Here is a 25,283-nt window from a genome sequence, read left to right on the forward strand (position 1 = left end):
AGTTTTTGAGCTCCGCACGATGGCACCGCCAATCGGCCTTGGTGGCGATGCGCGTCCCGTTGAGCCGCTTGAACGGATCGGGGAGCTTGGCGCCGGCGGGCACCGTGCCCGGCACCAGCAACGCCGCCACCGCCAGCGGGGTGACCATCGAACGGATCTTGAACCGGCCCGACCGAGCTGCACCGGGCCCTCCTTCCGGATAGGTGGTGGCGGTTCGAAAATTTCGGACAAACTTCGCGGTAAAACGGGCGTGAGGTGAGTGTCAAGAAGAGTGCGCGTAGGGTTTCGCGGGTGATCTACGACCGGATCGGCGCCGGGTACGCACTGGGCCGCCGCACCGACCCGCGCTGGATGACGGCCGTGCTCGACGCGCTCGGGCCCGCCGAAACCATCGTGGACGTGGGTGCCGGGACGGGTTCCTACGAACCGGAAGGCCGGACCGTGCTCGCCGTGGAGCCCTCCGCCGGAATGATCCGGCAGCGACCGGGGTCCGCGAGCCCGGCCGTGCGCGGGCTCGCCGAAGCGCTGCCGGTCCGCGACGGTGCCGCCGACGCCGCGCTGGCCGTGCTCACCGTGCACCACTGGACCGACTGGCGGGCCGGGATCGCCGAACTCCGCCGGATCGCGCCACGCCGGGTGGTGCTCGCCTACGACACCCGGCGGCACACGGAATTCTGGTTCGTCCGCGAGTACGTGCCCGAAATCGCGGCTCTGGAACTTTCCCGGCCGTCCGCTGCGGACATCGCGGAGGAGTTGGGGGCTCGGGCTGTCATACCGCTGCCGCTGCCGTGGGATTTCACCGATGGCGTTTTCCCGGCTTACTGGCGGCGACCGGCGGCCTATCTCGATCCCGGGGTGCGGCGGGCTTGTTCTGCTTTGGCGCAAACGGATCCGGTGGCGGTGGAGCGTGGGGTGCGTCAGTTGCGGGCTGATCTGGAGAGCGGGCGGTGGGCGGAGCGGCACCGGGAGTTGCTGGGGTTGGCGCAGTGGGATGCGGGGTTCCGGTTGATCGTGGGGTGAGTGCCCACCCCGGGGTTCTACCGTGACTACGGTGGTGTTTCGGCTTTGGACTGGAACGGGGGGAGGCTGGGGTTGACCGGCATCGCCGGGTCACCCTGGGGCCGCTGGTGGTGCCCGGATCGCTCTGGGCTGCTTCGGCTTTGCCGGGTTACCTCCAGCTGACTGGCATTGCCGGATCACCGTGGGCCGGCTGGCACTACCCAGGCCACTCCGGGGTGGCTGGCGAAGTGGGTTCCGCCTTGACCTCCAGCGCGGTGGAGGGTGCAGGATCACCGCATGTCCCACACCCTGATCAATCCCCGTGGCCTGGCCGACCCCGTGCCCTACGGCTACAGCCACCTCGCCCGCACCTCCGGCGACCTGGTGTTCATCGCCGGGCAGTGGGCGGCGGACACCGGCGGTCACCTCGTCCCGGGTGACTTCGCCGCGCAGGTGCGCCAGTCCTTCGCCAACCTGCGGATCGCGCTCGCCGCGGCGGGCCTGGACTTCGGCGCGGTCGTCCGCCTCGGCACCTACATCGTCGACCACGACGAGGAGAAGCTGGGCGTGCTCGGTACGCAGATCGCCGAGATCTGGGGCGACCGGCCGCCCACGCAGACCCTGCTCGGTGTGGCGAAACTGGCGCTGCCCGGCATGTTGTTCGAGGTGGACGCCGTGGCGGGCTGATCTCAGCGCAGGTCGATCGGCGGCATCGGCTCACCGCCGGGGTGCCACGCCTCGAGAAAGCCCTCCTGGGCGGCGAGGTCGACCAGTTCGACGCGCACGCCCAGGCTGTCCAGCCGGTGGTAGGCGAACGGGCGGCCGTACGGGCACGCGTCGAACTCCAGCGGCGCGCCCCGGTCGTGCAGCACCCGCTGGTCCGCCAGGACATCACCCGACCAGTACCCGATGTGGTCGAACCGCGAGCCGCCGGAGGCGTCCCACGGACTGCCCGGCGGCCCCTGGATCACCTCGAAGAACGGCGGCCCGCCCGCCGAGAAGACGATGCGGTAGTCCCACTCGCCCAGCCGTCCCTCGCGGATCGGCGACCAGCTCACGCCGAGCGTGCGCGTGAGGTCCTCCGTGGCCCGCTGGATGTCCTGCACCACGAAGCACAGGTGGTAGAAGTTCCCGGTCAAAGCCGCTCCCGGACCGCCATCAGCGCGAACCCGAGCAGGTTCCGCCCCCGCCACCGCGCCGGATCGGCCGCCCGCGGATCCGCCGCGCCCAGCCCGATCCCCCAGACCACGTCCCGTGGCGCCGCTTCGACCAGCACCTGCTCGCCGGTGGACCGCAGGAACTCCCGCAGCGGCTCGTGCCTGCCGAACTTGGCCTCGTTGCCGCGCACCACGATGTCGAAGCGAGCGGCGGCCCAGGTGCCGTGGTCGAAGTTGCGCACCCCGCGCCCCAGTGCCTTCGCCTCGGCGGGCGTTTGACTGGCCAGGATGCGGCGCTCGGTGCCGGTGTCGCCGAACAAGCGCGCCTTCTCCGCCATCATGAAGTGCTCGGCGCTGCGGTACTCCACGCCGTCAACGGTGAACGCCACCGGCCACCACTGGCTCAGGCACCACTTGCCCACCGGTGCGTCACCGGGGGTGTGGCCCCAGAAGAAGCAGAACTCGAACCGCCGCCCCGCCTCGATCGCGGCCACCAGTTCCTCCCTGGTCCGCACCTAGGTCAACTCCCCCTCGAGCACGCTCATCAGAATTTCGTCGTGCCACCGGCCGTCGCGGAAGAAGCTCTCCCGGCGCCTGCCCTCCTGCACGAAACCCAGCTTCCGGTACACGTGCAGCGCGCCCTCGTTCTCCGCCACCACCCACAGGCTGATCCCGTGCAGGCGCATCGCGCCGAACCCGTAGCGGCAGAGCACCCGGATCGCGTCCGTGCCGTAGCCGCCACCGCGGAACTCCGGTTCACCGACGCAGACGTCCAGCTCCGCCCGCCCCGACTCGGGTTCGGCGCCGGTCAGGCTGATCACGCCGATCGGGCGCCGCTCCGCCAGCGTCTCGATGCACAGGCGCAGCTCGCCGTAGGTGCTGGGTGGCCGTTCCGCACCACGCTTGACGACCTGGGCCAGGGACATCGGGTACTCGTTGACCATCCACCGGCCCACCTCCGGGTCCTCGTTCCAGCGGTGCAGCACCTCGGCGTCCGACGGCTCCAGCGCGCGCAGTTTCACCAGCTTCCCGGTCAGCACCCCGCCGAGCCTAGCGCTGCAGAATGGCCCGGGACACCGATTTCCTGGAGGGAACGCCATGCACGCAAAACCCGGGGCCCACTTCTGCAGCCTGGACGCGGCGGTGGAGCTGCTCAGCGGGAAGTGGAAGATCCTGCTGCTGTGGGAGCTGCGGGAGCGGCCGCGCCGCTTCGGGGAACTGCGCCGGCTGGTCGGCGGCATCAGCGAGAAGGTGCTCACCCAGCAGTTGCGTGAACTGGCCGCCGACGGGTTGTGCACCCGCCGGGAACTGCCGGGCCGGGTGCCGCACGTCGAGTATTCGCTGACCGGCGCGGGGGTTTCGCTGACGAAGGCGCTGGAACCGCTCACCGAATGGAGCCTGGAACACCTCGTGCCCACCGCGGGGTGAGTGGTTACCTTTTTGTGCGTACTTGCCGTCCCGCCCGCCGCCCGCCGAAGATCGGCCGGGTACAACGGGAAAGGGAGTGCGGATGAGGGTGACGGTTCTCGGACTGGGCGCGATGGGCCAGGCGCTGGCTTCGGCCTTCCTGGCCGCGGGCCTGCCGACCACGGTGTGGAACCGGTCGGCGGACAAGGCGGGCGCGCTGGTCGAGCGGGGTGCCGTGCACGCGGCGACGGTGGCCGAAGCGGTGCTCGCCGGCGAGCTGGTCGTGGTGTGCGTGCTGGACTACCCGGTCGTGCGTGAGCTGCTCGAACCGGTGGCCGGGCAGTTGTCCGGGCGGGTGCTGCTCAACGTCACCAACGGCACGGCCGACGAAGCCCGCCGGTTCGCCGATTGGGCGAGCGGCCACGGGGTGTCCTATCTGGACGGCGGGATCATGGCGGTGCCGCAGGCGATCGGGCAGTCCGAAGCGGTGGTGCTCTGCAGCGGGTCCCGGGCGGCGTTCGACCGGTGGTCGGGCCCGCTGGGCAGCTGGGGCACCGTCCGGTTCCTCGGGGCGGACCCGGGGCTGGCGGCGCTGCACGACCTCGCCCTGCTGGGCGCCATGTACGGCATGTTCGCCGGTGCCTTCCACGCGACCGCACTGGTCGGCACCGAAGGCGTCGCCGCCGGGTCGTTCACCACCGACCTCCTCGTGCCGTGGCTGCACTCGATGGCCGACGTCCTGCCGCTGGTGACCACGGCCGAGTTCACCGACGAGAACCGGCGCGTCGAGCAGGTGGCGCTGGCGAACATCGCCGGCACCTCGGCCGCGCAGGGCGTACCGGCGCGGCTCCGGGCACCGCTGCTGGCCCTCCTGGACGATCACGCGGTCAGCAGCAGCGCCCCCGCGGCGACCGCCTCGACCCCGCAGTAGAACCAGATCGGGTAGAACGGCGTCGCCCGGTCGAGCAGCCGGGAGACCACCCGGCCGAGCGCCATGCCCGCCAGGGCCAGTGCGACCGTGACCAGCACACCCCGGCGGAAATCGCCGTCGGCGAGCACCCCGGCGACCAGCACACCGGCGACGGCGACACCGAACCCGCCGTAGACCGCCCGGACCTCGGAACGGCTCTCCGGGGTGTCGGCGGTGAGGCGGAACGGCCGCACCAGCGCCGCGGGGGCGGCGAGCGCGGACAAACCCATCGCGAGGAAGAACCCGGCCACCCCGAGGGGCAGGATCGTGGTCATGCGTGCTCCTTTTCGTCCGCCGTCAGCTGTGCCAGCATGCTGACGGTGGACGACGCGGCGCTTCCGGAAACGTGCTGGGCGACGGTCTGGGTGGGGCTCGGGTGGGCCGCCTACCTCGGACCGCCGCTCCGGTTGCGCGCGCACTCGGGCTCGGTGCACTGCTTCGCCCTCGGCCTCGACGGCGAGTTCACCGTGCACGCGGGCGGCGAACGGCGTGTGCGCAGCGCGCTGATCCCGGCTCGCGTGCAGAGTCACGTCGAGGCCGGGAGCGGGCGGATGCTGTTCCTCTACCGGGATCCGAACCCGGCGTGGCTGGCCGGGGTGCGCGAGCGGATGACCGGGGCCGGTCCGATCCACATCGGACACCGGGACGAGCTGGCCTTCGCCGCGGGCGCCCGCGGCGGCAGGCTGCCCCCGCTCGGCTCCCCTGCCGAACCCGCCGACGCCAGGATCGCCGACGCTCTCCGGCTGCTGCGCGAAGACCGCGAGGGCCGGTTGACCGCGGCCGGCGTCGCCGGAGCGGTGCACCTGTCGGCTTCGCGGTTCCAGCACCTGTTCACCGCGCACACGGGCACGACCTTCCGCCGCTACCGGCAGTGGGCGCGCCTGCGGCACGTCGCGGCGGCGATCGCCGGGGGGCACTCCCTGACCACCGCCGCCGTCGGCGCCGGATACGCCTCACCGGGTCACTTCAGCGACAGCTTCCGCGCCCTGTTCGGCCTCAGCGCGAGCCGCCTGCTCAACCCGGCGACCCGCCTGGTGGTGCTCGGCGATCAGCGGGACTGCAGCGCGTCCACCGCCACGGCCTGCGCGATGACCAGCCTGCGGTCCACCCCGGGGTCCGGGATGGCGATCAGGTAGTGGTCCCGCAGCCAGGTCTTCTTGTCCACGCTGAACACCGGCTTGCCGTCGCGCACGAAGTCGAAGTGGTAGCGGAACGGGAACGGCACGTTCTCGATGATCGGCAGGAAGTTCCACACCCGCCGCAGCACGGCGATGCCGCCGCTGCGCTCGCTGCCGGTGGCCGTGCCGAGACCGGGCTGCTCGAGGTGCCAGGTGGAGTTGAGCAGCGACTTGCCGAAGTCCTTGCGGAACTGGCCGATCGACCGGCCACCGGCGTCGGTGACGTCGTAGCCGCTGCCGAGGTCGATCACCTTGCGGGCCTTGAACGCGGCCAGCACGGTGCGCTTGGTGGAGTCGGTGTAGATGGTCACCTCCTCCTTGAACTTGAGCCGCTTCTGCTCGACGAAGGCGATCAGCTCGCCCGGTTGCCCGTCGCGGTCGGCGAAGATTTCGTAGCGGTTCACCGCGAAGGTGACCTTCTGGTGCATGTGCAGCGCGGAATGGTTCACGTGGCGGTCCCTCGGCTGTGTCGTTGGTCACCCGGATGGTAGGGCAGGGCCTGCACGCGCTGTGACAGGGTCGGAAGACGGTGCTTTCGCCCGGCGATCGGCGGGGTACCCGGTGATCATGACCGACCTGTCAGGCCCGACGAAGGACAGCATCGACACCGACGAGGCCGTCGGCAAGATCAGCGCCGCCTTCGAGACCATCGAACGCGCCCGTGGTGCCCTCTACACCTTCCACCAGCTCACCGGCACCGCCGACTTCGCACTGGAGGAGGGCATCGACGGGCTGCGCCGCGCCGGGCACCACGAACTGGCCGCCGACCTGGAGCGCGAACTGCTCGGCCGCAACGTGCTGCCGGGGCGCTGGACCTACCAGGTGGTCGAGGAGTACGACGACACCTACTACGAGGTGTTCCGGGACTACGTGGCGCGGGCGCGCGAACTCACCGGGGGCAGCCGCCACAGCTGGGAAGCGCGCCTCAAGCGCCGCCGCCGGACCCCGGGCGAACCGGGCCACGAAGCCGATCCGGGACAGCTCCTGGACTAGGCGCACTACCTGTTGTTCACTCCGCCGAACGGCGCAGCGGTACGGATAACACCGTGGTCATAACTCCGGCGAAATAGGTATTCCCGGTCTGGACCACCAGACTTTCGTCGGTTCCCGGCCTTCGCCCGCCGGTCACAGAATGAGCGCATCCCCTCCCCCCGACGCGGCACGCACCCCGTGCCGCAGAATCGAGTCGGAATCATGCGCTTGCGCTCCTTGGCCGTGCTGTTCGGCAGCGCGCTGCTGGCCCTGCTCGGGTTCACCGCGCCCGCCACCGCCACCCCGGTCGCCGCGGACGAACCCGCCCAGGTGCAGCCGTTCATCATCGGCGGCCAGTACGCCACCAGCGGCCCGTGGGCGGCCCGGCTGTTCGTCAACGGCAGGCAGACCTGCACCGCGACGATCATCGCGCCGCAGTACATCCTGACCGCGAAGCACTGCGTGGCCAGCAGCGGCACCTACACCTTCCGGATCGGCAGCCTCGACCAGACCACCGGCGGCACGATGGCCACCGGCAGCACGATCACCCGCTACCCCGGCTCGGCGGACCTGGCCATCGTGCGGCTGACCACCTCGGTCAACGCCACCTACTCCCCGCTGGGCACCACCAGCGACGTGGCCACCGGCCAGACCGTGCAGGTCTACGGCTGGGGCGCGACCAGCCAGTGCGGCTCGGAGATCAACTGCCAGTCGCGGTACCTCAAGTACGCCAACGTCCGGGTCAACTCGGTCAACTGCAGCGACTACTACGGCGGGATCTCGGTGTGCGCCAACCGCATCGACGGCATCACCGCCGGTGGTGACTCGGGCGGCCCGATGTTCGCCTCCGGCCGCCAGGTCGGCGTCGCCTCGACCAGTGACCGGTCGAACAGCACCGCGTACACCAACATCACCCGGTACCGCAGCTGGATCCAGCAGGTGGCCGGCGTCTGATCAGGACGGACCACACCGGACCGCCACCCCCGCCACGGCGCCGGGGGTGGCGGTTCACCGTGTGGTCATTTCCACGGCCACGGGATGTCGTACCCGCGTGCGAGGATGACCCCCGATGATGGGTGCGGTGGTCACGGCGCTCGCCGCCGGGTGCGCGGTCGTGGCCTTCTTCCTGCCCGGCGACGCGGTCCGGCCGGGGTGGCCGGACGTCGACGTGGCGTTGCTGACCACGGCGCTGGTCGCGGTGTCGCTGCTGACGCTCGGCAAGGCGCGGGTGAACCACTGGATCGCGCTGGCGCTGGCCGCCGGCTCCGCCGCCTGGGCGGGGTACTGCCTGGTCGCCGACCTGCGCAGCGGCACCCCGGGCAGCGCCACCGGCGTGCTCGCGGTCGCGGCGGTGGTGGCGGCGGGCGCGGTCGCGCTCGCCCTCGGCCCGCCGCGCTGGTGGCTCGCCGCGCCGCTGGTGGTCGTGCTGGTGGCGGGCGCGGTCACGGCGGTGACCGTGGTGCCCCGGCTGCCGGTTCGCTCGGTGACGGCGGCGGCCGTGCCCGCCGCGCCGGTGGCCGACCGGGTGTCCGGCGCCTCGTGGTCGTGGACCTCCCCCGCCGGGGTGCGCGAGGTGGTGGCGGCCGGGGCCGGGGTGGCGGTCGCCGGGCCGCACGGTGACCTCACCGCGCTCGACGGCCCGACGGGTGCCGTGCGGTGGACCTACGCCCGCCCCGGCGCGCACGTGCGCGCGCTGGTGGCCACGCCGGACCGCGCGCTGCTGCTGGCTTCGTATGCGCCGGGCGGCGGGCGCGACACCGGTTTCCACCACCTGGTCGTGCTGGACGCGTTCACCGGGGCCGCCGTGCACGACAGCCTGATCGACGAGGTGGCCGGGGCCGCCGGCCGGCTCGCGCCGACCACCACCGCGTTGCCGCGAACCGGCTACCGGGGCGACGACGACTTCCGCATCGACACGGTGGACCTGCGCACCGGCGCGAAGTTGTGGACCTGGTCGGCGCCGGAGGGTTGCGAATCGCCGTACGCGCTGCCCGCGAGCGGGCGCGACGTGGTGACCGCCCCGATCCGCTGCCCGGACCGGATCGGCGTGCTCGGCCTGGACGCGCGCACCGGCGCCCAGCGCTGGGAGTTCCGCCTGCCGGTGACCGAACCGACCCCGGAGCGCACCGACTACTTCCTCGACTCCTCCCCCGGCGGGCAGGTGCTTTCCCTGGCGCTGCGCCAACCCGGTGCCGCCGCCGACGTCCTGCTCGACGCCGCCACCGGCGCCGTCTTGTCCACTGTGGATGGTCCAGCCGGCGCCCGCGTCGGCCTCGGGGAGACCCCGTTGCTCGAGCGCAGCGAGAACGGCGAACTCACCGGCGCCGTGCTCGGCGGCGGCGTGGCCGTCGACCTCGCGGCCTGCCCCGACCGCCTGGCCCACGCGACCACCCCGACGGCCTACTGGCGCCTGTGCTCGGCGCCGGGTGGGTCGTACCTGCACCGCCAGGAACTCGACGGCGGCCCGGCGGTTGCCCTGCCGGTGGTGCTGCCGTCGCCCGCCGGGGCACCACCGCCCATGCTGTCCGGGCTCCGGCGGCACGCCCTCGTGCCCGCCCCGGGTGCGCTGGTCGTCGCCCGCGCCGGAGCCACCCCGGTCACCGGCTTTCGGTGAGTTCACGGACAGTCAATGCGGCGCTCAGCCTTTCGGGGAAAACATTGGTTCCGTCGTCCACTCGTCGGCCTTCCGGTAATGGCCTGCCGAGCCCTCGGCTAGGCCAAGCAGGCAATCGCCCACAGCCGGGTGTCCACCCCTGAGTGAACCGCGATCAAGCTTCTTGTTTCGAGCACCGAGCCGCGTCTAGCGTTGGACCGCGTCGACACCGGAACTGCCGGAAAACTTTTGCCAGACCAGAGATTTCTGCCGTTAAGGAGCCGCCGGAATGACCTCTCTCGACCGGCCTGTGGTGCGCACCGCCTATCAGCAGTCGATCGCCGACTACTGGGACAAGGAGAAGGACCCGGTCAACCTCCGGCTCGGCGACATCGACGGTCTTTACCACCACCACTACGGCATCGGCGATTTCGACCCGGCCGTGCTGGAAACGCCGGCGGAAAAGCGGGACGACGCCATCATCGCCGAAATGCACCGGCTGGAAACCGCGCAGGCCGAAGTGCTGCTCGACCACCTCGGCCGGGTCGCCCCCGGTGACCGCCTGCTCGACGCCGGCTGCGGCCGCGGCGGCACCAGCGTGATGGCGCACCGGCGGTTCGGCTGCCGGGTCGAGGGCGTGTCGCTGTCCCGGCAGCAGGTCGACTTCGCCAACCGGCAGGCCGCCCGGCTCGGCGTCCACGGCCACGTCCGCTACCACGTGCGGAACATGCTCGACACCGGCTTCGAGAGCGGCGCGTTCGCCGGCATCTGGAACAACGAATCCACCATGTACGTGGACCTGCACGAGCTGTTCGCCGAGCACGCCCGCCAGCTGGCCCCCGGCGGCCGCTACGTGACGATCACCGGCTGCTACAACGACGTCACCGGTGGCCGGTCGCGGGCGGTCAGCCAGATCGACCAGCACTACATCTGCAACATCCACGCCCGCGGCGACTACTTCAAGGCGCTGGCGGCGAACGGTTTCGTGCCGATCAACGTGGTGGACCTGACCGCGGCGACCATTCCGTACTGGGAACTGCGGGAGAAGTCCTCCGTGGCCACCGGTATCGAAGGGCCGTTCCTCACCGCCTACCGCGAAGGCAGTTTCCACTACCTGCTCATCGCCGCCGACCGGGTGTGAGCCGGTGGCCGACACCGATTCCGCTCTCGTCGCGGTGCTCTCCGGCCCGTCCGGCCTCGGCACCTCGGCCGCGCGGCTGGCGGCTCGTATCGAAGCGGTCGAACCACCGTCCGCCGCGGTGGCCGAACCCGGTTACGCGGAGATGCCGTGGGGCGACGGCAGTGCGCCCCCGCTCTACTGCCCCGTCCTGCGGCGCGACAACGAAGCGCTCGCCGAGGAGGTCGACCGGCGGCTGGTCGCCTGGGCCGCCGACTGCGGTTTCACCGGCGCGGGCCTGGACCAGATCGCCGGCGCCGGTTTCGGGCGGCTGGCCGTGCTCGCCCACCCCGACTCCGACGACCCCGACCTCCTGCTGATCGCCGCGCAGCTGAACGCGGCGTGGTGGGCGGCCGATGACTACTACGCCGACGACAGCCAACTCGGGGCCGCGCCGACGGAACTGCCACCGCGGCTGGCGCTGGTGATGTCGGCCATGGACCCGGTCGCCCCGGCGGGCGAATTCACCAGGCAACTGGACGAAGCGCTGCGCGGGGACCCCATTCTCGTGGCGCTGAACTCGGGCATCGGACACCTCGGCAGGCACGGCACCCCCGTGCAGGTGCAGCGGGTCTGCTACTCCACCTTCGCGATGTTCGTTTCCTGGGACGCCTACGCGGCTTGGCGGTACACCGCCGCCTACCCACCGGCGTGGGAGTACCTGGCGGCGCGCCAGCACGACAGCTTCTACACCTCGATGACGCTGATCGACGCGGTCGGCGGGTACGAACTGGCACCGCACCTGTACTACGACCCGCGTGTGCGCGAACTGATGATGCAGGCGGGCACCGCGTGCGTGCTGGTCAACGACCTGCACTCGGTGGCGAAGGACGCCGCCGACGAGCACCCGGTGTGCAACATGGTGCTGCAGATCGCGGCCGACCGGAACTGCTCGATCGAGGAGGCCACCGAGTCCACCGTCGCGCTGCACAACTCGATGGTGCGTGATTTCCAGGAGGGGCACCGGAAACTGCGGATGGTGCCGTCGCCGGAACTGCACCGGTTCCTCGACGGCGTCCGGGACTGGATGGCGGGCGGGTTCGAATGGCACGCCCGCAATCCGCGGTACCGCAGCGCTTGACCCGGCCACCCGCAAAGAAGTCGTAAATATTCCGCCGATGCTCTACACCCGTCCGTGTGAGCCGGGTCTACTCGCGGCTCATGTGCCTCCAGAGGCGGAAGCTCCCGTGACCGGGCACACCGTGGTCATCGGGTTCGGCGCGATCGGCGCCGCCGCGGCCCGCTTGCTGCTGTCCACCGGTGTGCCGCTCGTGGTCGTGGACCACCGCGACACGGCGGTCGCCGAAGCCGAACAGCTCGGCCTGCCCGCGGTGCTCGGCGACGCCGCCGACCGGTCCGCGTTGCGGCGGGCCGGGATCACCGGGGCGCGGCACGTGGTCGTGGCGGTGCAGCCGGATTCCTCGGCGGTGTTCATCACCATGCTCGCGCGGGAACTGTGCCCGCCGGACGCGGTGGTGGTGACCGCGGTCAACGACCACGGGCACGTCGGTTTCCTGCGTGGTGCCGACCAGGTGGTGATCGCGTCGGACACCACCGGGGCCGCGCTGGCCGCGGGCGCGCTCGGGCACCGGGTGGCTCCCGGGCACCAACCGGGTTCGGCGTGGCTGGTGCACTCCCGGCCGGTGCAGTCCTCGGAGATCGGGCTGACCCTGCGGGAGTGCCAGGCCGGCGCGGTCGGCGTGCTGCGCGGCGGCGTGCGGCACCTGGGCGCCGACGCGGTGGCGCTGCGCCTCGCCGCCGGTGATCGCCTCATGATCATGCGACGAGGCGCCGCACAGCCCTCGTAGGTCAGGCGACCGCCAGACGCGGTCGTTCGGGAAGCAGGTCCGCTTCCACGGCTTCGAGCAGTTCACCGGCCTGGTGCAGCTGGTCGCGCAAACGATCGCGCACCCGCGTCAGTTCGGCGACCTCACGGCGAGCCAGGTCCAGTTCGGCGGCGGCCTGCGCGCGGACCGCGGACAGGTGCTCGGCGGCTTCTTCGCGGGCCACGTCGAGCATGCCGCGCAGGCGTTCCTGCAGAGCCGCGGCGTCGATCGGCTCGCGCTGGAGCAGGTTGATCCGCTCCTGCAGTTCGGCGTTCTGCTGGTGTGCCACGCCGAGGCGGCGTTCGAGTTCACGGCAGCGGGCGGTGGCGGTGTCGCGTTCGTCGGCGAGGCGCGCGTGGGCCAGTTCGGCCTGCCGCAGGTGGTCGTCGACCTCGAGGCGGTCGTAGCCGAACAGGGTGGTGTGGAAGTGCGGAGGCATCTCGGTTTCAGGCAGTGGCCGGGCCCCGGCCGCGCTGGGCGGCCGGGGCGGGGTGGACCGGGGATCAGGCGTTGAGCTGCTTGGTGTCTTCGCGCGAGCTGATGGTGATCTTGCGCGGCTTCGCCCGCTCGCTGACCGGGATGCGCAGGGTCAGCACACCGCCGTGGTAGTCGGCGTCGATGTGCTCGGTGTCGAGCGTGTCGCCGAGGAAGAGCTGCCTGCTGAACACCCCGCGCGGGCGCTCGGACACGCTGACCTCCACGTCGTCGCCGAACTGGGTCTGCCGCTCGGCCCGCACGGTCAGCACGTTGCGCTCGACGTCCAGGTCGATCGACTCGGGGCTGACCCCGGGGAGGTCGAACTGCACGACGTAGTTCTCACCGTCGCGGTAGGCGTCCATCGGCATCGCGGCCGGGCGGGCCGTGGTGCCGGGGGTGCCGAAGAACTGCTGGGTGAGCCGGTCGAACTCACGGAACGGGTCGGTGCGCACCAACATCATGTCGTCCTCCTTCCGACGCTCCCCGCGCTCGGGGGGCGGATCGCTGGTTGCCATCTTGCTAACGTTCGACTCAAGTTTTCTGTTCCCGCCGCTGCTGGGAGCCGGTAGCGGTCACACCAAAATATGTAGCGCGCACTGGAGGTTGTGTCAACCGGCGGCTGATCTTAAGGTGAGTGGGCTGCTACGGAAGGAGGAGTTGTGCCGGATCTGGGCAAGCTCGACGACCAGGACTACCCAGCCTTCACCACCGGTCAGGCCGCGGAGCTGCTCGGCGTGCAGATCGCCTTCCTGCGCAGCCTCGACACCGCCGCGGTGGTGCAACCCGAGCGGTCGGCCGGTGGCCACCGGCGTTACTCCCGGCGCCAACTCGAACAGGCGGCGCGGCTCCGGGAGCTGTTCGACCAGGGCCACACCCTGCAGGCGGCGGCGCGCATCGCCGGCCTGGAAGACCAGCTGACCGCAGCCCACGAGGAGATCGGCGCCCTTCGAGCCGAACTCGGCAAACGCGACGGGGAAGCCTGACCGCACCACCTCGGCCAGGCGGCCCGGTCGATTCCGGTCCGAGGGCGCCTGCCCAGCCGGCGGCCGGAGCGAGGCACACCGCCTCGACCGCGGCCAGGGCTTCGAGCCGGTAGCCCGGAGGCGAGGCCGACCGCACCGGCTTCCAGCTCGGTGACCGAGGCGGAGGCGAGCGCCCCGGCCCAGTAGCCGGGAGCAGGGGCCGGCCACCCGGATCCCCGCCAGGCAGCCGAGCCGGTCACCGCCTCAGCCGACCGACCGCCCTGCCTCGACCCAGCCGCCAGGGCGGAGGCCGACCACTCACCCCGAACCGGTAGGCGGAGAAAGCACCCGGGCCCGGTCAGGCGACCGGGCCCGGGCAGTAGCCGATCAGTGGGCGAGCACGCCGCTGATCTCGTTCGGCACGCCCGGCAGCGCACCGGTCGCCGTCTTGGTACCCGAAGCGAGGTCCACCGCGTGGATCTCCTTCTTGCCCGGCTCGGTCACGTAGGCCGTTCCGCCGCGGACGAAGATGGCCGGGCGGGGCTGCTGCCATTCCAGTGGCTCCTGCCACGAACCGGTCACCGCGATCCGCCGGACCACCGTGCCGCTGACCGGGTCCACCACGTGGAGCTGCCCGTCGGTGCCCAGCACCAGCGCCTCCCCCTGCGGGCCGCGGGCCAGCGAGCGGAAGCTGTAGCTGACGCCGAGGTCGACGTGCCGGAGGGTGGCCTGTTCGGTGTCGATCAGCGAGATGCGGGTCGGCCGTTCCAGTTCCGCGGCCTCGTCGACCTTGTAGTCGCCGAGGGTGATGGGCGAGGCGTCCGAACCGGCCTGGTTGCCGATCCGCCCGTACGGGTCGGGGCTGGTCACCTTGGTGATCTTGCCGTCGCGGTAGATCAGGGCGCCGGTTTCGCAGCCGATCACCACGGCTTCCCCGCGCGCGGCGGCTTCACCGTGCACGCCGGGGCAGTCCTCGTTGCGGGCGATCTCCTTGCGGTCCCTGCCCAGCACCGCGATGCCCGGCCGCTCGTCCTCGTTGCCGATGGTGGTGACCAGTTCACCGTTGGCGAGTTCGACCGCCACGCCGTGGTGCGGCTCCGGGGTCTTGTACTGCGGCGCCGGGGTCGACGTACCGAGCGTTCCCGGGTCGAACACGGTCACTTCGCCGGTGCCGTCGGCGAAGAGCACCGTTTTACCCGCGTGCCGCACCACGTGCCCCGGCTTCGGGGCCTTCACCTCGGTGTCGGTCAGCACGGCACCGGCCGCGTCGAGCACCCGGAACCCGGTGGAGGTGGAGACGAGCACGTGGCGGTCGTTCCCGGCGGGGTTGAGCCGGTTGAACCCCGCCAGCGGGATGTCCTTGGCCACCTGCAGGGTTTTCCCGTCGAGCAGGTAGATCCCGCCGTCGTAGGTGACGGCGACGGGGTCGGTGACCACGGGCTGCTGCGCCGGAGGCGCGGCGTTGTGCTGCGGCGGCTGCTCTTCGGAGCCGCACGCCGTCAGCACGAGCGCGCCCACCGCGGCGACGGCCGCGAACCGCGTTTTTCTCATTTTTTTCGTACCTTTCGGTTGTACTACGGACGCGTGAGACTGGTCGCGATCGACTCGGTGTTGGCGCGCATCATTTCCAGGTAGGTGGCGGCACCCTGGCCCGCTTCGCTCAGCGACTCGGAGAACAGCGGGGTGACCACCACGTGCAGACCGGCCTGGTCCGCCAGCACGCGGGCGAGCCGGTCCGGTTGCGAGGAGTCGGCGAAAACCGCCGGGACCCCGGCTGCGCGCACGGCATCGGCCAGCGACTTCAGGTCGGCGGCACTGGGTGAGGCCAGGGTGGTGCCGCCGGGGATCACCGCGCCGATGACCTCGAAGCCGAACCGCTGCGCGAGGTAGCCGAACACGTGGTGGTTGGTCACCAGTTTCCGGCGTTCCGGCGGGATTTCCGCGAACCGGCGGCTCATCTCGGCGTCCAGCGCCTCGACCTCCCCGCCGAGCCGGTCGGCGTTGGCCCGGACCACCGCCGCGTCCACCCCGTCCACTTCGGCGACGACCTGGTCGGCGATCAGCGTCACCGCGTCGCGCACCCGGCCGGGATCGGTCCAGAAGTGCGGATCGGGGCGGCCTGCGGCGTCGTCGCTGGTGTAGCTGATCGGGCGCACCCGCTCCCCCACCGGCAGGACGGGCACGCCGCTGTCCTGGGCCGCGACCACGTTGCGCAGGATGCCCTCTTCCAGCCCGAGTCCGTTGTAGACGATCAGCCCGGCGCGTTCGACCTCGGCGGCCTGCTGCGCGGAAATGCCGAAGGAGTGCGGGTCGGCGTTCGGTTTCATCAGCACGGTCACCTGCGCCTGGTCACCGACGATGGTGCGGGTGAGGTCCCCGAGGATGTTCGTGGTCACCACCACGGACGGACGGCCCTCGCCCGCCGCGGTGCAGCCCGCGGCCAGCAGCAGCGCCGCGACGAGGAGCGCGAGCCGCTTCACCGGCCGGTCTCCACCAGCAGCCCGGCCTTGCCCGGCACGGTGATCGTCCTGGCGCGGCGGAGGTTGTCGTTGTAGTCGATTTCGTACACCTCTCCCGATGCGGGGTTGTTGACGTAGGCGCGACTGGTGTCGACCTGGATGGCGGGCGTGGCCCCGCCGGGCGGCAGCAGCGGGGTGCTCGCCCGTTCCTCGCCGGTGGCCGCGTCGAAGGCCCGCAGGGCCCCGTCGCGGGTCAGCACCAGCAACGGCGCGCCCTCCCCCACCGCGTTCACCGCGGCGACCGGCCCGGTCTCGACCCGGCTCCACACCCGGCGCCCGACGTCCAGCGACCACACCGCGTGTTCACCCGCCGTCGCCGCCAGCGTGGTGCTGCCGGGCCGATGGGTGAACCGGGTGGCGCGCTCCGGCGCCCCGACCGGTTGCGGGTACGGGATCTTCTCCCCGGCGAACACACCGTCCTTTTCGGTCACCAGCAACGCCCCGTCCGCGCAGCCGAACACCACCCCGCGCCGGGTGACCGCCTGTCCCCCGGCTTCCGGGCACGGCTCGCCGATCTCCGAGACGAACCGGCCCCGCCGGTCGTGCACGCGGATCCGGTCGGCCGCCGCCAGCACGTGCTCGCCGTACGGCACCGCGGCCGCGGCCCGGTCGATCCCGCCGAGTTCGGCGACCGAGCCCTTGTCCAGCTGCGCCCGGTCGAGCAAGGTGACCGTCCCGTCTGCATAGGACAGTGCGGTCACCACGGGATCGCTGTGGGCGGCCACCAGTTCCCGGTTCGGCGCCACGCCGACCGGCCGGACCTGGGCCCGGTAGTAGTGCACGTGATCACCGTGGTCGACCATCCAGGAACCGCTGTCCACCACGTGCACCGAACCGTCCCCGGCGGTCAGGTAGCCGAAGCGCCCGTCCCCGGCGATGCCGCGCACGCCGTCGACCCGTCCAGCCGGGTGAACCTGCTCGGTGATCAGGTCCACCACCTGCACCGCCCCCGTCGCGGGGTCGGCCACCACCAGCCGCGACTGCGCTTCGGCGGTTTCCTCCGCCCCTTCGACGTAACCGTGCGGCGGTGCTTCGGCCGCCGGTGGCTCGCTGCCGGTGCCGCAGGCGGCGGCCAGCAGCGCGACGGCCACCAGCGGGCCGGCTGTGCTGAGTTTCATCGTGACGACTCGTTTTCCGTTGTGGTGGACAGGAATCGCCGGCGCACCGCGGACAGCAGCGCGGAGGCGAAGAACAACAGGACCGAAGTGGCCGCGATGGTCGCCCCGGCGGCGGTGCCCCAGTGCCAGGAGATGACCAGTCCGGCGAGCGTGGCCAGGCAGCCGAGCAGGGCGGCGGTCAGCATGATCGTGGCGATGCGCCGCGCCCAGTACGCCGCGGCCGCGGCGGGCGCGATGAGCAGGCCGAAGACCAGCAGGGTGCCCACCACCCGGAACGACGCGACGATGGTCAGGGTCACCAGGGTGAGCAGCAGCGCGTTGGCCAGGCCGGGGCGCAGCCCGAGTGTGTGCGCCTTCCGCGCGTCGAAGGTGAGCGCGGTGAACGAGCGGAAGCCCAGCAGCGACACCAGTCCCACGACGGCCAGCGTGATCGCCAGGCCGAGCAGGTCGCCGGAGCCGACGGCGAGCACGTCGCCGAAGAGGAACCCGGTGAGGTCGACCGCGAACGACTGCGAATGCGAAACGATGATCACGCCGCCGGCGAGCATCCCGACGAACAGCAGCCCGATGGTGGTGTCCTGCGACAACCGCCGCGAACGGCTCAGCGCGGTGACCCCGAGCGCCATCGCCCCGGCGCTGACCGCCGCGCCGAGCAGCGGGTTCACCCCGGCGAGCGAGGCGATCGCCACCCCGGGCAGCATGCCGTGCGACATCGCGTCGCCGATGAAGGCCATGCCGCGCAGCACCACCCAGGTGCCCACCAGCGCGCACACCACCGACACCAGCACTCCGGCGACCAGCGCGCGCTGCACGAACGACACCTCGAAGGGGATGACCAACCAGTCCACGCGGCCACTATAGTGGGAATGATTTTCATTATCATAGGTGGTGGCGGAATGAACGAGATCACATTGCGTGACGTGCACGCGAGCTACGGCACCCGGGAGGTGTTGCGCGGGATCACCGCGGTGGTGCCGTCCGGCGGGCTCACCGCGGTCGTCGGGGCGAACGGCGCGGGGAAGTCATCCCTGCTCAACGTGATCGCCGGCGTACTGCCGACGGCGGCGGGCACCGTTTCCGCGCCCGGCCGCCCGGCTTACGTGACGCAGCACAGCGAGGTGTCGAGTGCGCTGCCGATCACCGTGCGTGCCACCGTCACCATGGGCCGCTGGGCCCATCGGGGTCCGTGGCGCCGATTGTCCACTGAGGACAAGGCCGTGGTGGAGGACTGCCTGGCCCGGCTGGACATAACTGCCCTGGCGCGCCGCCAGCTGGGCAGCCTCTCCGGTGGGCAGCGTCAGCGGGCCCTGGTGGCCCAGGGCCTGGCCCAGCGGTCCGGTTTGCTGCTGCTGGACGAACCCGCCGCCGGTCTGGACCTCCACGCCCAGACCCTGATCGACGAGGCACTGCGCGCCGCCAGGGACTCCGGTGTGACGATCGTGCGGGTCACCCACGATCTGGGTGTCGCCAGCCAGGCAGACCACTGCCTGCTGCTGAAAGACGGCGCCCTGGTCGCCGACGGCCCACCCCGGTCCGTCCTGACGCCCGCCCACGTCAGCACGGCCTGGGGCGTCCCGGTCAGCTTGCCGTCGCCGGTGCCGGAGTTCGGCCGGTGACCAGCATGAGCAGGTCGGCCACCGTGCCGCGGACCTCGGCGGGGCCGCGGCCGCCGGTCCAGTCCCAGTCGGTGGCGACCAGCCGGACGTCGCGCAAACGTTTTTGCGCCCCGTAGAACCGGCTGCTCCACGCGTGCTGCAGCGCGGCAGCCGCCGGTTCGAGCGGCATCGGGCGCGGGCGGCCCAGCGGGCGGGCCATGTCCTGGCCGTGGACCAGGTTGTCGATCAGCGGGTCGAACGGACTGGCCCCGGGCGTGAGATGCGTCGAACCGGCCGTCTCACGAAGTTGCGCCACCAACTCCGCCGGGGCGAAGCGGGCCGCCCGCTCCCGCGCCAACTGGTCGAACATGCGGTGCACATCGCCCCGCGCCCGGATCGCCCCCTTGATCGACAACCACAGGGTCATCCGGGTGGACAGGGTCAGGTGCGCGGCCACCTCCCGTACGGTCCACCCGTCGCAGAGGGAGTCCACCTCCCATTCGCGCTCGCTGAGGCCGTCGAGGAAGCCGGCGACGCTGAGGCGTTCGGCTTTCACCCAGGTCATGATCTCTTGGCGTGGCATCGGGGTGCTCCTAGCTCGTCGGGGTGCCTGTTCGCTCCCACTACGAACGGCGACCCGGCCGATGGACACCCCGCCGAGGAAATTTCCGCGGCGGTAATCCCGAGGTCGGCCACGCGACCGGTGGGGTTCGTCGTAGGCTGCTCGGTGCGCAAGCGCCTAACGCTGCTCAGGAGGTCGCCTCGACGTGCCCTGGCCGTTCCGTCAGTCCCGCTCGGCGCCCGGTCGGGTGGTCCGGATCAGCGAAGTCCACTGCTGCAAGCCCAGCCAGTTGCACGCGCACCTGCACGGCCGCACGGCCGCGGTGTGGGCGGCGGGCAACTTCACCGACATCGGCCTGACCGGGGCGCGTGACCTCGAGGTGCCGATCCGGCGGCGGTTCCGTTCGGTCGCGAGCATGTGCCAGGCGGCCCTCGGGGCCGGGGCGGAGCCGCTGGTGCTGCTGATGTCAGAGCCCCGCTTCCACGCCCACCAGGCCGACGGGCGGTTGCGCGCGGTGGTCGACGACCACCGGTTCGAGGTGGTGGTGCTGCACGGCTGGCTGGCGCGTTCGTCCTCTTAGGACCGGGCGAACGGGCCCCCGTCGCCGAAGGCGAGGGTGGCGAAGCGGTGGCCGATGCGCTGGTGGGCGGCGGGGTCCGGGTGGAGTTCGTCGGGTAGCGGCAGCTCGGCGGCGTCCGCTTCGCCGTAGAGTTCGCGGCCGTCGAGGTAGTGCAGGTGGGGGTCGGCCCGCTGCGCCACGATGCGGGCGAGCTCGTCGCGGATGACGGTGAGCGTGAGCTTTCCGGCCGCCCGTTCCCCGGGATCGCCCGTGGCGCGGAACTTCAGCGTGCCGGTGCTGAAGTCCACGGCGCCGGGACCGGGGGTGTGCTCGTGGATCGGGCAGTAGAGGGCGGAGACGACCAGCAGCGGTGTGCTCGGGTGGCCTTCGCGGATGGTGTCGAGGAAGCCGTGCACGGCGGGGCCGAAGGCCCGCAGTCGCATCAGGTCGGCGTTGACCAGGTTGATGCCGAGCTTGACGCTGACCAGGTCGGCCGGGGTGTCGCGCAGGGTGCGGGCGGTGAACGGGTCGAGCAGGGCGCTGCCGCCGAAGCCCAGGTTGATCAGCTCGACGTCACCGCGGGCGGCGGCCAGCGCGGGCCAGGTGGTGGCCGGGCTGGCGGCGTTCGAACCCTGGCTGATCGAGCTGCCGTGGTGCAGCCACACCCGCCGCCCCGTGGCCGGGGCGGTTTCGACCGGGGCGTCGGTGCGCAGGGCGACCAGTTCGGTGATCTCGGTGTGCGGCAACCAGATCTCCACGTCCTTCAGCCGCGCCGGCAGGCCGTCGAACCGGACCGTGCCCACCGGGCCCGGCTGGGTTTCCGCGGTGCCGGTGGCCAGGTCGAGCAGCATCACCTTGCCGCCGGTCGTACCGGCCTGACCGGCCGGTTCACCGTCGATGAGCAGGTCGTAGACCCCGTCCGGGCGCAGCGGCAGGTCTCGGTAGCCGACCCGGGTGCGCAGCGTGTCCAGTTCGATGGCGGTGGCCGCGGTGCGGAACACCAGCCGCACCCCGGACGGCTGCGCCTCGGCCATGGCCAGCTGGCCGTCGGCGCACTGCGCCCGCGCCCAGGCGGGGAGCCGGTGCGGCTGCAGGCCGTGCTCGGTGGGCTCCAGCTCGACCGCGCCGCGGATCAGTTCGGCGGTGATGGGCGTGGTGTGGTTCATGATCGCAGTCTGTCAGCGGCCAAGCCGCCGGGGGCCGTCGGGGGCGATGCGGAGCGTGTTGGGCACCCGGCCGGTATGTCGTAGTGGCCGGCCAGCAGCAGGAATGCGCCGACGGCGCCGCGGAACGCAATCGGGAGGTGCGGCTCGAACGGTACGAAACGGGCTGGCCAGCCGCGCGTCCGCCGCCACCGGGCTGGACCGCCTCGGTATCGTCGGCGCGATGGGGCTGCACCGGTTCAACCAGCGACACCCGTGGAGCCACAACGACCACTACGGACCATGGGTGGCCAGGCAGGTGGGCGACGCCCGCCACGTGCTCGACATCGGGTGCGGCACCGGCAACCTCGCCGCCCGCCTCCGCCGCCGCGCCACCACGGTCACCGGGCTCGAGCCCGATCCCGCGACCGCGCAGCTGGCGGTGGACCGCTTCGAAGGCGATCCGGTGGTCACCATCGTGCGCGGTGACTTCGCCGGACGCGACCCCGAACGCCGCTGGGACGCCATCACCCTGGTCGCCGTGCTGCACCACCTGCCGCTGGAGCCGACCCTGCGGGCGCTGCGCGAGTGCCTGGCGCCGGGCGGGCGGCTCGTGGTGGTCGGCTGCTACCGCGAGGCCGGGTTCGCCGACCTGCTCGCCGCGCTGCCCGCGGTGCTCGTCAATCCGCTCGTCGGCCTGGTCAAGCACCCGCGCCCCGCCCGCGAGACGCCACCGCACCTGCGGGCGCCCACCGCCGAGCCGGCCGAAACCCTGGCCGAGATCCGCGCCGCCGCCGCGCGGGAGCTGCCCGGCGCGCGGCTCCGGCGCCGCCTGTTCTGGCGGTACACCCTGGTCTACGACGCCTGACGCGGGCGCAGCACCGGCACCAGGGCGAGCGCGGGCACCAGCAGCACCGGCACGACCAGCAGGGCCCGCAGCACGCCGAGGTGGTCGCCGAGCAGGCCGACGGCGGGCGGACCGGCGAGGAAGGCGGTGTAGCCGATGATCGACACCACGCTCACCCGCGCCGAAGCGTGACTCGGGTCGTCGGCCGCCGCGCTCATCCCGACCGGGAAGCCCAGCGACGTGCCGAGACCCCACAGCAGCACCCCGGCGAGCGCCACGGGCGTGGGGGCCAGCACCACGAGCAGCACCCCGGTGGCCGCGACCAGCATGGTGCCGGTCAGCACCGGCACCCGGCCCCAGCGGTCCAGTGCGTGCGTGCCGAGCACCCGGCCCGCCGTCATGGTGGTCACGAACAACGCGAACACCGCGGCCCCGGCGGCCTGCCCGGCCGAGTGCCCGTCGACGAACGCCACCGCGAGCCAGTCGTTGGCGGTGCCTTCGGTGAACGCGAGCACCAGCACCAGCAAGCCGATCAGCAGCGTGCGCGGTTCCCGCCAGGCCGTGAGCACCCCGCTGCCACCGCGTCCGCCCGCTTCACCGCCGTGCTGGAAACCGCGGGCCGCGTGGACCGTGCCGGCCAGGGTGAGCAGCGCGATCACGGCCAGGTGGACGGTGACCGGCACCTCCAGCCAGGCCGCGGGCGCCGCCACCCCGGCGCCGGAAACCGTGCCGAGGCTCCAGGCCGCGTGGAAGCGCGGCATCACCGTGCGCCCGATCAGCCGCTCGACGGCCGCCGCTTCCACGTTCATCGCCACGTTGCAGATGCCCGACCCGCAGCCCAGCACGAACAGGCCGATCCCGGCGGCCACGGCCGACGGCCAGGCGCCGATGGCGGCACCGGTCAGGGCCAGCCCGGCGGCGACTCCCCCGGTCGAGACGACGACCGCACGCCGCGGGCCGAGCCGGTGGGTGATCTCGCCGGCGGTGAGCATGGCCAGCGTCGCGCCGGCGGACAGGCACAGCAGCACCAGGCCGAGGCCGCCCGCGGTGAGGTCCAGCACCTCCCTGGCCGCCGGGACGCGGGCGAACCAGGACGCCACGGCCAAGCCGTTGAGCCCGAACACGACCGCGACGCCGACCGCCGCGCGCCGGGGTGTCTCGATGATCGACATGGCCCCACCCCATGCCTGCAAGCGCTTGCAGTGCAAGAGCTGGCAGACTGGCCGGTATGGGGAAGGCGCGGCTGACCGAGGTGGCGCTGGCGGCGGGGGTGTCGCTGTCGACGGCTTCGCGGGTGCTCAGCGGCCGTGGCCCGGCGTCCGCGGCGGTGCGCGACCGGGTCGCCGCCGCGGCCGGTGAACTCGGCTACATCCCGCACGCGGCCGGGCGGGCGCTGGCCACCGGCCGCGGCACGCGGCTGGCGGTGGTGGTCAACGGCCGGACCGAGCAGGTGCTGCACGACCCGTACGTCGGCCGGGTGGTCACCGTCGCGGCGAAGGTGGCCGCGGCCCGCGAAGCCGGTGTCTCGGTGCACTGGCTGCCCCTGTCCGCCCCGGCGGGGCTGGGGCGACTGGCGGAGGATTCCGGTATCGGCGGCATGCTGCTGCTCAACCCGACCGAAGCCGCGCTGCTCGCCGTGCCCCGGTCGCTGCGGCGGCGGGTCGCGGCCATCGGGGTCGGCAACCGGCACGTGCCCGCCTTCGACATCGACAACGGCCCGGCGACCGCCCGGCTGCTCACCCACCTGCTCGACGGCGGCAGGCGGCGACCGGCCATGATCACCGGCGCGGGCTGGCTGCCGTGCACCCACCGGCCCGTGGCCGCCTACCTGCGCACCGCCGAAGAAGCGGGTTACCCGGCGAGGGTGGTGCCGGGTGACTTCACCGCCGCACGCGGTGCGGAGGCGGCGACGGAGATCCTGGCCCGCTGGCCGGACACCGACGCCATCTTCGCCCTGGGTGACCTCGCCGCGCTGGGCGCGCTCGGTGCCCTTCGGCGCGCGGGGGTCACCGTGCCCGGTGATGTCGCCGTCGCGGGTTTCGACGACCTGGAGTTCGCCGCGCTCAGCACGCCCGCGCTGACCACGACCACGCACCCGGTCGAGGCGATCGCCACCGGCGCGGCCACCGCGGTGCTGGACCAGCGGTCCGCCCGGGCGTCCACCTCGTACGCTTCCGAGCTGGTCCCGCGCGGCACCACCTGAGCGGTCACCCGGTGCCGAACCGCTCCGCCCGCTCCCGGTGCCAGCGCACCAGCTCGGCCACCTCGTCGGCGGTGACCCGCACCCCCGGCAGCACGCTCATTCTCCCGATCTGGTCGGCGGAGTTCCGGTGCTCGCGGTGCGCGTGTTCCCGGCAGGGCAGGCAGGTGACGCTCTCCGGGTTCGGCGAGGTCATCGCGTACGGCACCTCGGCGCCGCACCCGGTGGTGACCACGGCCGGGGCGTCGACGGCGCGGCCGAGCATGGACGCGACCAGGTTGCGGTGGTCGGCACCCGCCTGGAGCACCTTCCGCTGCACGTGGATGTGCGGATCGCCCATCGGTTCAGGCTAGCGCCTCCCGCGCCCACCGGACGATGATGCTGGTGGGGCCGGGCGGGTGGCCCGGCGGATCGGAGGGCGGCGATGGCGGGCCGGGACCGCGTCCGGCGGGTGGTCAGCCACGACCAGGTGGTGCGTGGTGCGTGCCGGTTCTTCGCCGAGCACGGCGGGGTCGACATGGACCGGCTGGCGGCCAGCCTGGCGGTCAGCCGCGCCACGCTGTACCGGGTGGCGCACAGCCGCGACGGCCTGCTGGGCGAGGTGCTGTGGCGGTTCACCGAGCGGTTCCTGGTCCGCGCCAGGCAACGGCGCAGGCACGCGGGCGCCGAAGGGGTGCTGGAGGTGACCCGGTCGTTCGTCGGCCAGTTGCACGCGGCCGCGCCGTTCCACGCGTTCCTGCGCGCGGAACCGGACACCGCGGCGCGGGTGCTGTTCACCACCTCCGGCGTGGTGCACCGGCGGATGGTTTCGGTGCAACGCGACATCCTGCGTGAGGCGCACGGCGAACGCCCGTGGTCGCCCGGTGCGCTGGACCAGACGGCCTACCTCTACGTGCGCATCATCGAATCCGCTGTGTACGCCGAATTCCTCGGCGCGGTGGCTCCCGACCCGGAGTTGGTGGAACGGGCGGCACGGGCGGTGCTGCAACCCGGCTGAGACGGCGGTCTCACGCTTTCCCGCCC

General features: G+C 72.2%; 32 protein-coding genes. 17 read left to right on the top strand and 15 right to left on the bottom strand.

Features of this window, described 5'->3' with window-relative positions; genetic code table 11:
• Window positions 1-351: 351 nt before the first annotated feature.
• Window positions 352-1,020, top strand: coding sequence for a class I SAM-dependent methyltransferase (locus AC07EG_RS09155; RefSeq protein ID WP_478252626.1), 669 nt, complete (start codon window positions 352-354; stop codon window positions 1,018-1,020).
• A 276-nt stretch (window positions 1,021-1,296) separates the two neighbouring features.
• Complete coding sequence (locus tag AC07EG_RS09160) at window positions 1,297-1,686, top strand: RidA family protein (RefSeq protein ID WP_478252492.1); 390 nt, start codon at window positions 1,297-1,299, stop codon at window positions 1,684-1,686.
• A gap of 2 nt (window positions 1,687-1,688) precedes the next feature.
• On the opposite strand, the gene AC07EG_RS09165 is transcribed toward AC07EG_RS09160, so the two are convergent.
• Genes AC07EG_RS09165 through AC07EG_RS09175 form a run of 3 tightly spaced genes read right to left on the bottom strand, consistent with a single transcriptional unit; the run spans window position 1,689 to window position 3,196 of the window.
• The gene (locus AC07EG_RS09165) at window positions 1,689-2,138 is read right to left on the bottom strand and encodes a VOC family protein (protein WP_478252493.1); all 450 of its coding nucleotides are present in this window, start codon (window positions 2,136-2,138) and stop codon (window positions 1,689-1,691) included.
• The gene (locus tag AC07EG_RS09170; protein ID WP_478252494.1) at window positions 2,135-2,671 is read right to left on the bottom strand and encodes an NADAR family protein; all 537 of its coding nucleotides are present in this window, start codon (window positions 2,669-2,671) and stop codon (window positions 2,135-2,137) included. The genes AC07EG_RS09165 and AC07EG_RS09170 overlap by 4 nt, the downstream gene beginning before the upstream one ends.
• Window positions 2,672-3,196 (bottom strand): GNAT family N-acetyltransferase, encoded by a 525-nt coding sequence (locus AC07EG_RS09175; protein ID WP_478252495.1) that lies wholly within the window; start codon window positions 3,194-3,196, stop codon window positions 2,672-2,674.
• Between the two features lie 58 nt (window positions 3,197-3,254).
• Here AC07EG_RS09175 and AC07EG_RS09180 point away from each other — a divergent pair, with 58 nt between their 5' ends.
• Window positions 3,255-3,584, top strand: coding sequence for a winged helix-turn-helix transcriptional regulator (locus AC07EG_RS09180; RefSeq protein WP_478252496.1), 330 nt, complete (start codon window positions 3,255-3,257; stop codon window positions 3,582-3,584).
• An 82-nt stretch (window positions 3,585-3,666) separates the two neighbouring features.
• On the top strand, window positions 3,667-4,494 hold the full coding sequence (locus AC07EG_RS09185; protein ID WP_478252497.1) for an NAD(P)-dependent oxidoreductase: 828 nt from the start codon (window positions 3,667-3,669) through the stop codon (window positions 4,492-4,494).
• Here AC07EG_RS09185 and AC07EG_RS09190 read toward each other — a convergent pair.
• Window positions 4,443-4,808 carry a DUF4345 domain-containing protein gene (locus tag AC07EG_RS09190; protein ID WP_478252498.1) on the bottom strand — a complete coding sequence of 122 codons (366 nt, stop codon included), beginning with the start codon at window positions 4,806-4,808 and terminating at the stop codon, window positions 4,443-4,445. The two genes, AC07EG_RS09185 and AC07EG_RS09190, sit on opposite strands and share 52 nt — an antisense overlap.
• A gap of 36 nt (window positions 4,809-4,844) precedes the next feature.
• Here AC07EG_RS09190 and AC07EG_RS09195 point away from each other — a divergent pair, with 36 nt between their 5' ends.
• A complete protein-coding gene (locus tag AC07EG_RS09195) occupies window positions 4,845-5,669 on the top strand; it encodes a helix-turn-helix transcriptional regulator (protein ID WP_478252499.1) in 825 nt (274 codons plus the stop codon).
• On the opposite strand, the gene AC07EG_RS09200 is transcribed toward AC07EG_RS09195, so the two are convergent.
• A complete protein-coding gene (locus tag AC07EG_RS09200; RefSeq protein ID WP_478252500.1) occupies window positions 5,582-6,160 on the bottom strand; it encodes an LURP-one-related family protein in 579 nt (192 codons plus the stop codon). The two genes, AC07EG_RS09195 and AC07EG_RS09200, sit on opposite strands and share 88 nt — an antisense overlap.
• Before the next feature lie 118 nt (window positions 6,161-6,278).
• Here AC07EG_RS09200 and AC07EG_RS09205 point away from each other — a divergent pair, with 118 nt between their 5' ends.
• The 6 genes from AC07EG_RS09205 (at window position 6,279) to AC07EG_RS09230 (ending at window position 12,261) form a co-directional block, all read left to right on the top strand.
• Window positions 6,279-6,704 carry a hypothetical protein gene (locus AC07EG_RS09205; RefSeq protein WP_478252501.1) on the top strand — a complete coding sequence of 142 codons (426 nt, stop codon included), beginning with the start codon at window positions 6,279-6,281 and terminating at the stop codon, window positions 6,702-6,704.
• A 201-nt stretch (window positions 6,705-6,905) separates the two neighbouring features.
• Window positions 6,906-7,637, top strand: coding sequence for a S1 family peptidase (locus AC07EG_RS09210; RefSeq protein ID WP_478252502.1), 732 nt, complete (start codon window positions 6,906-6,908; stop codon window positions 7,635-7,637).
• Between the two features lie 115 nt (window positions 7,638-7,752).
• Window positions 7,753-9,297, top strand: a complete 1,545-nt coding sequence (locus AC07EG_RS09215) for an outer membrane protein assembly factor BamB family protein (protein ID WP_478252503.1) — start codon at window positions 7,753-7,755, stop codon at window positions 9,295-9,297.
• 268 nt (window positions 9,298-9,565) lie between these two features.
• The gene (locus AC07EG_RS09220) at window positions 9,566-10,417 is read left to right on the top strand and encodes a geranyl diphosphate 2-C-methyltransferase (protein WP_478252504.1); all 852 of its coding nucleotides are present in this window, start codon (window positions 9,566-9,568) and stop codon (window positions 10,415-10,417) included.
• Between the two features lie 4 nt (window positions 10,418-10,421).
• A complete protein-coding gene (locus AC07EG_RS09225) occupies window positions 10,422-11,534 on the top strand; it encodes a family 2 encapsulin nanocompartment cargo protein terpene cyclase (protein WP_478252505.1) in 1,113 nt (370 codons plus the stop codon).
• 106 nt (window positions 11,535-11,640) lie between these two features.
• A complete protein-coding gene (locus tag AC07EG_RS09230; protein ID WP_478252506.1) occupies window positions 11,641-12,261 on the top strand; it encodes an NAD(P)-binding protein in 621 nt (206 codons plus the stop codon).
• Window position 12,262: 1 nt separating this feature from the next.
• On the opposite strand, the gene AC07EG_RS09235 is transcribed toward AC07EG_RS09230, so the two are convergent.
• On the bottom strand, window positions 12,263-12,718 hold the full coding sequence (locus AC07EG_RS09235) for a hypothetical protein (protein ID WP_478252507.1): 456 nt from the start codon (window positions 12,716-12,718) through the stop codon (window positions 12,263-12,265).
• Window positions 12,719-12,782: 64 nt separating this feature from the next.
• The gene (locus tag AC07EG_RS09240) at window positions 12,783-13,214 is read right to left on the bottom strand and encodes an Hsp20/alpha crystallin family protein (RefSeq protein WP_478252627.1); all 432 of its coding nucleotides are present in this window, start codon (window positions 13,212-13,214) and stop codon (window positions 12,783-12,785) included.
• A 201-nt stretch (window positions 13,215-13,415) separates the two neighbouring features.
• On the opposite strand from AC07EG_RS09240, the gene AC07EG_RS09245 reads away from it, so the two are divergent.
• Window positions 13,416-13,739, top strand: coding sequence for a helix-turn-helix domain-containing protein (locus AC07EG_RS09245; RefSeq protein ID WP_478252508.1), 324 nt, complete (start codon window positions 13,416-13,418; stop codon window positions 13,737-13,739).
• 366 nt (window positions 13,740-14,105) lie between these two features.
• Here the strand turns inward: AC07EG_RS09245 and aztD are convergent, their stop codons facing one another.
• From aztD to aztB, 4 genes are read right to left on the bottom strand one after another with little or no spacing between them, the layout of a single operon-like run.
• On the bottom strand, window positions 14,106-15,269 hold the full coding sequence (gene aztD, locus AC07EG_RS09250) for a zinc metallochaperone AztD (protein ID WP_478252509.1): 1,164 nt from the start codon (window positions 15,267-15,269) through the stop codon (window positions 14,106-14,108).
• A gap of 23 nt (window positions 15,270-15,292) precedes the next feature.
• Entirely contained in the window at window positions 15,293-16,198 is a 906-nt protein-coding gene (gene aztC / locus AC07EG_RS09255) for a zinc ABC transporter substrate-binding protein AztC (RefSeq protein WP_478252510.1), read from the bottom strand.
• A complete protein-coding gene (locus AC07EG_RS09260; protein ID WP_478252511.1) occupies window positions 16,195-17,355 on the bottom strand; it encodes a hypothetical protein in 1,161 nt (386 codons plus the stop codon). The genes aztC and AC07EG_RS09260 overlap by 4 nt, the downstream gene beginning before the upstream one ends.
• Entirely contained in the window at window positions 17,352-18,203 is an 852-nt protein-coding gene (aztB, locus tag AC07EG_RS09265) for a zinc ABC transporter permease AztB (protein ID WP_478252512.1), read from the bottom strand. Before aztB ends, AC07EG_RS09260 begins: the two co-directional genes overlap by 4 nt.
• A gap of 48 nt (window positions 18,204-18,251) precedes the next feature.
• On the opposite strand from aztB, the gene aztA reads away from it, so the two are divergent.
• Window positions 18,252-18,971 (top strand): zinc ABC transporter ATP-binding protein AztA, encoded by a 720-nt coding sequence (aztA, locus tag AC07EG_RS09270; RefSeq protein ID WP_478252513.1) that lies wholly within the window; start codon window positions 18,252-18,254, stop codon window positions 18,969-18,971.
• Here aztA and AC07EG_RS09275 read toward each other — a convergent pair.
• Window positions 18,934-19,533, bottom strand: a complete 600-nt coding sequence (locus AC07EG_RS09275; protein WP_478252514.1) for a maleylpyruvate isomerase family mycothiol-dependent enzyme — start codon at window positions 19,531-19,533, stop codon at window positions 18,934-18,936. The two genes, aztA and AC07EG_RS09275, sit on opposite strands and share 38 nt — an antisense overlap.
• A 184-nt stretch (window positions 19,534-19,717) precedes the next feature.
• Between AC07EG_RS09275 and AC07EG_RS09280 the strand changes: the two genes are divergently transcribed.
• Window positions 19,718-20,092, top strand: coding sequence for a hypothetical protein (locus AC07EG_RS09280; RefSeq protein WP_478252515.1), 375 nt, complete (start codon window positions 19,718-19,720; stop codon window positions 20,090-20,092).
• On the opposite strand, the gene AC07EG_RS09285 is transcribed toward AC07EG_RS09280, so the two are convergent.
• Window positions 20,089-21,237 (bottom strand): GDSL-type esterase/lipase family protein, encoded by a 1,149-nt coding sequence (locus AC07EG_RS09285; RefSeq protein ID WP_478252516.1) that lies wholly within the window; start codon window positions 21,235-21,237, stop codon window positions 20,089-20,091. The genes AC07EG_RS09280 and AC07EG_RS09285 overlap by 4 nt on opposite strands.
• A 220-nt stretch (window positions 21,238-21,457) precedes the next feature.
• Between AC07EG_RS09285 and AC07EG_RS09290 the strand changes: the two genes are divergently transcribed.
• The gene (locus AC07EG_RS09290; protein WP_478252517.1) at window positions 21,458-22,081 is read left to right on the top strand and encodes a class I SAM-dependent methyltransferase; all 624 of its coding nucleotides are present in this window, start codon (window positions 21,458-21,460) and stop codon (window positions 22,079-22,081) included.
• On the opposite strand, the gene AC07EG_RS09295 is transcribed toward AC07EG_RS09290, so the two are convergent.
• Window positions 22,069-23,232: an MFS transporter gene (locus AC07EG_RS09295; protein WP_478252518.1), complete on the bottom strand. Its 1,164-nt coding sequence runs from the start codon at window positions 23,230-23,232 to the stop codon at window positions 22,069-22,071. The genes AC07EG_RS09290 and AC07EG_RS09295 overlap by 13 nt on opposite strands.
• A gap of 56 nt (window positions 23,233-23,288) precedes the next feature.
• Between AC07EG_RS09295 and AC07EG_RS09300 the strand changes: the two genes are divergently transcribed.
• Entirely contained in the window at window positions 23,289-24,263 is a 975-nt protein-coding gene (locus AC07EG_RS09300) for a LacI family DNA-binding transcriptional regulator (RefSeq protein ID WP_478252519.1), read from the top strand.
• Between the two features lie 4 nt (window positions 24,264-24,267).
• Here AC07EG_RS09300 and AC07EG_RS09305 read toward each other — a convergent pair whose 3' ends face one another.
• The gene (locus tag AC07EG_RS09305) at window positions 24,268-24,600 is read right to left on the bottom strand and encodes a hypothetical protein (protein WP_478252520.1); all 333 of its coding nucleotides are present in this window, start codon (window positions 24,598-24,600) and stop codon (window positions 24,268-24,270) included.
• Between the two features lie 84 nt (window positions 24,601-24,684).
• Here AC07EG_RS09305 and AC07EG_RS09310 point away from each other — a divergent pair, with 84 nt between their 5' ends.
• A complete protein-coding gene (locus AC07EG_RS09310; protein ID WP_478252521.1) occupies window positions 24,685-25,257 on the top strand; it encodes a QsdR family transcriptional regulator in 573 nt (190 codons plus the stop codon).
• Window positions 25,258-25,283 lie beyond the last annotated feature (26 nt).

It is taken from the genome of Amycolatopsis sp. NPDC045836, from assembly GCF_056431745.1.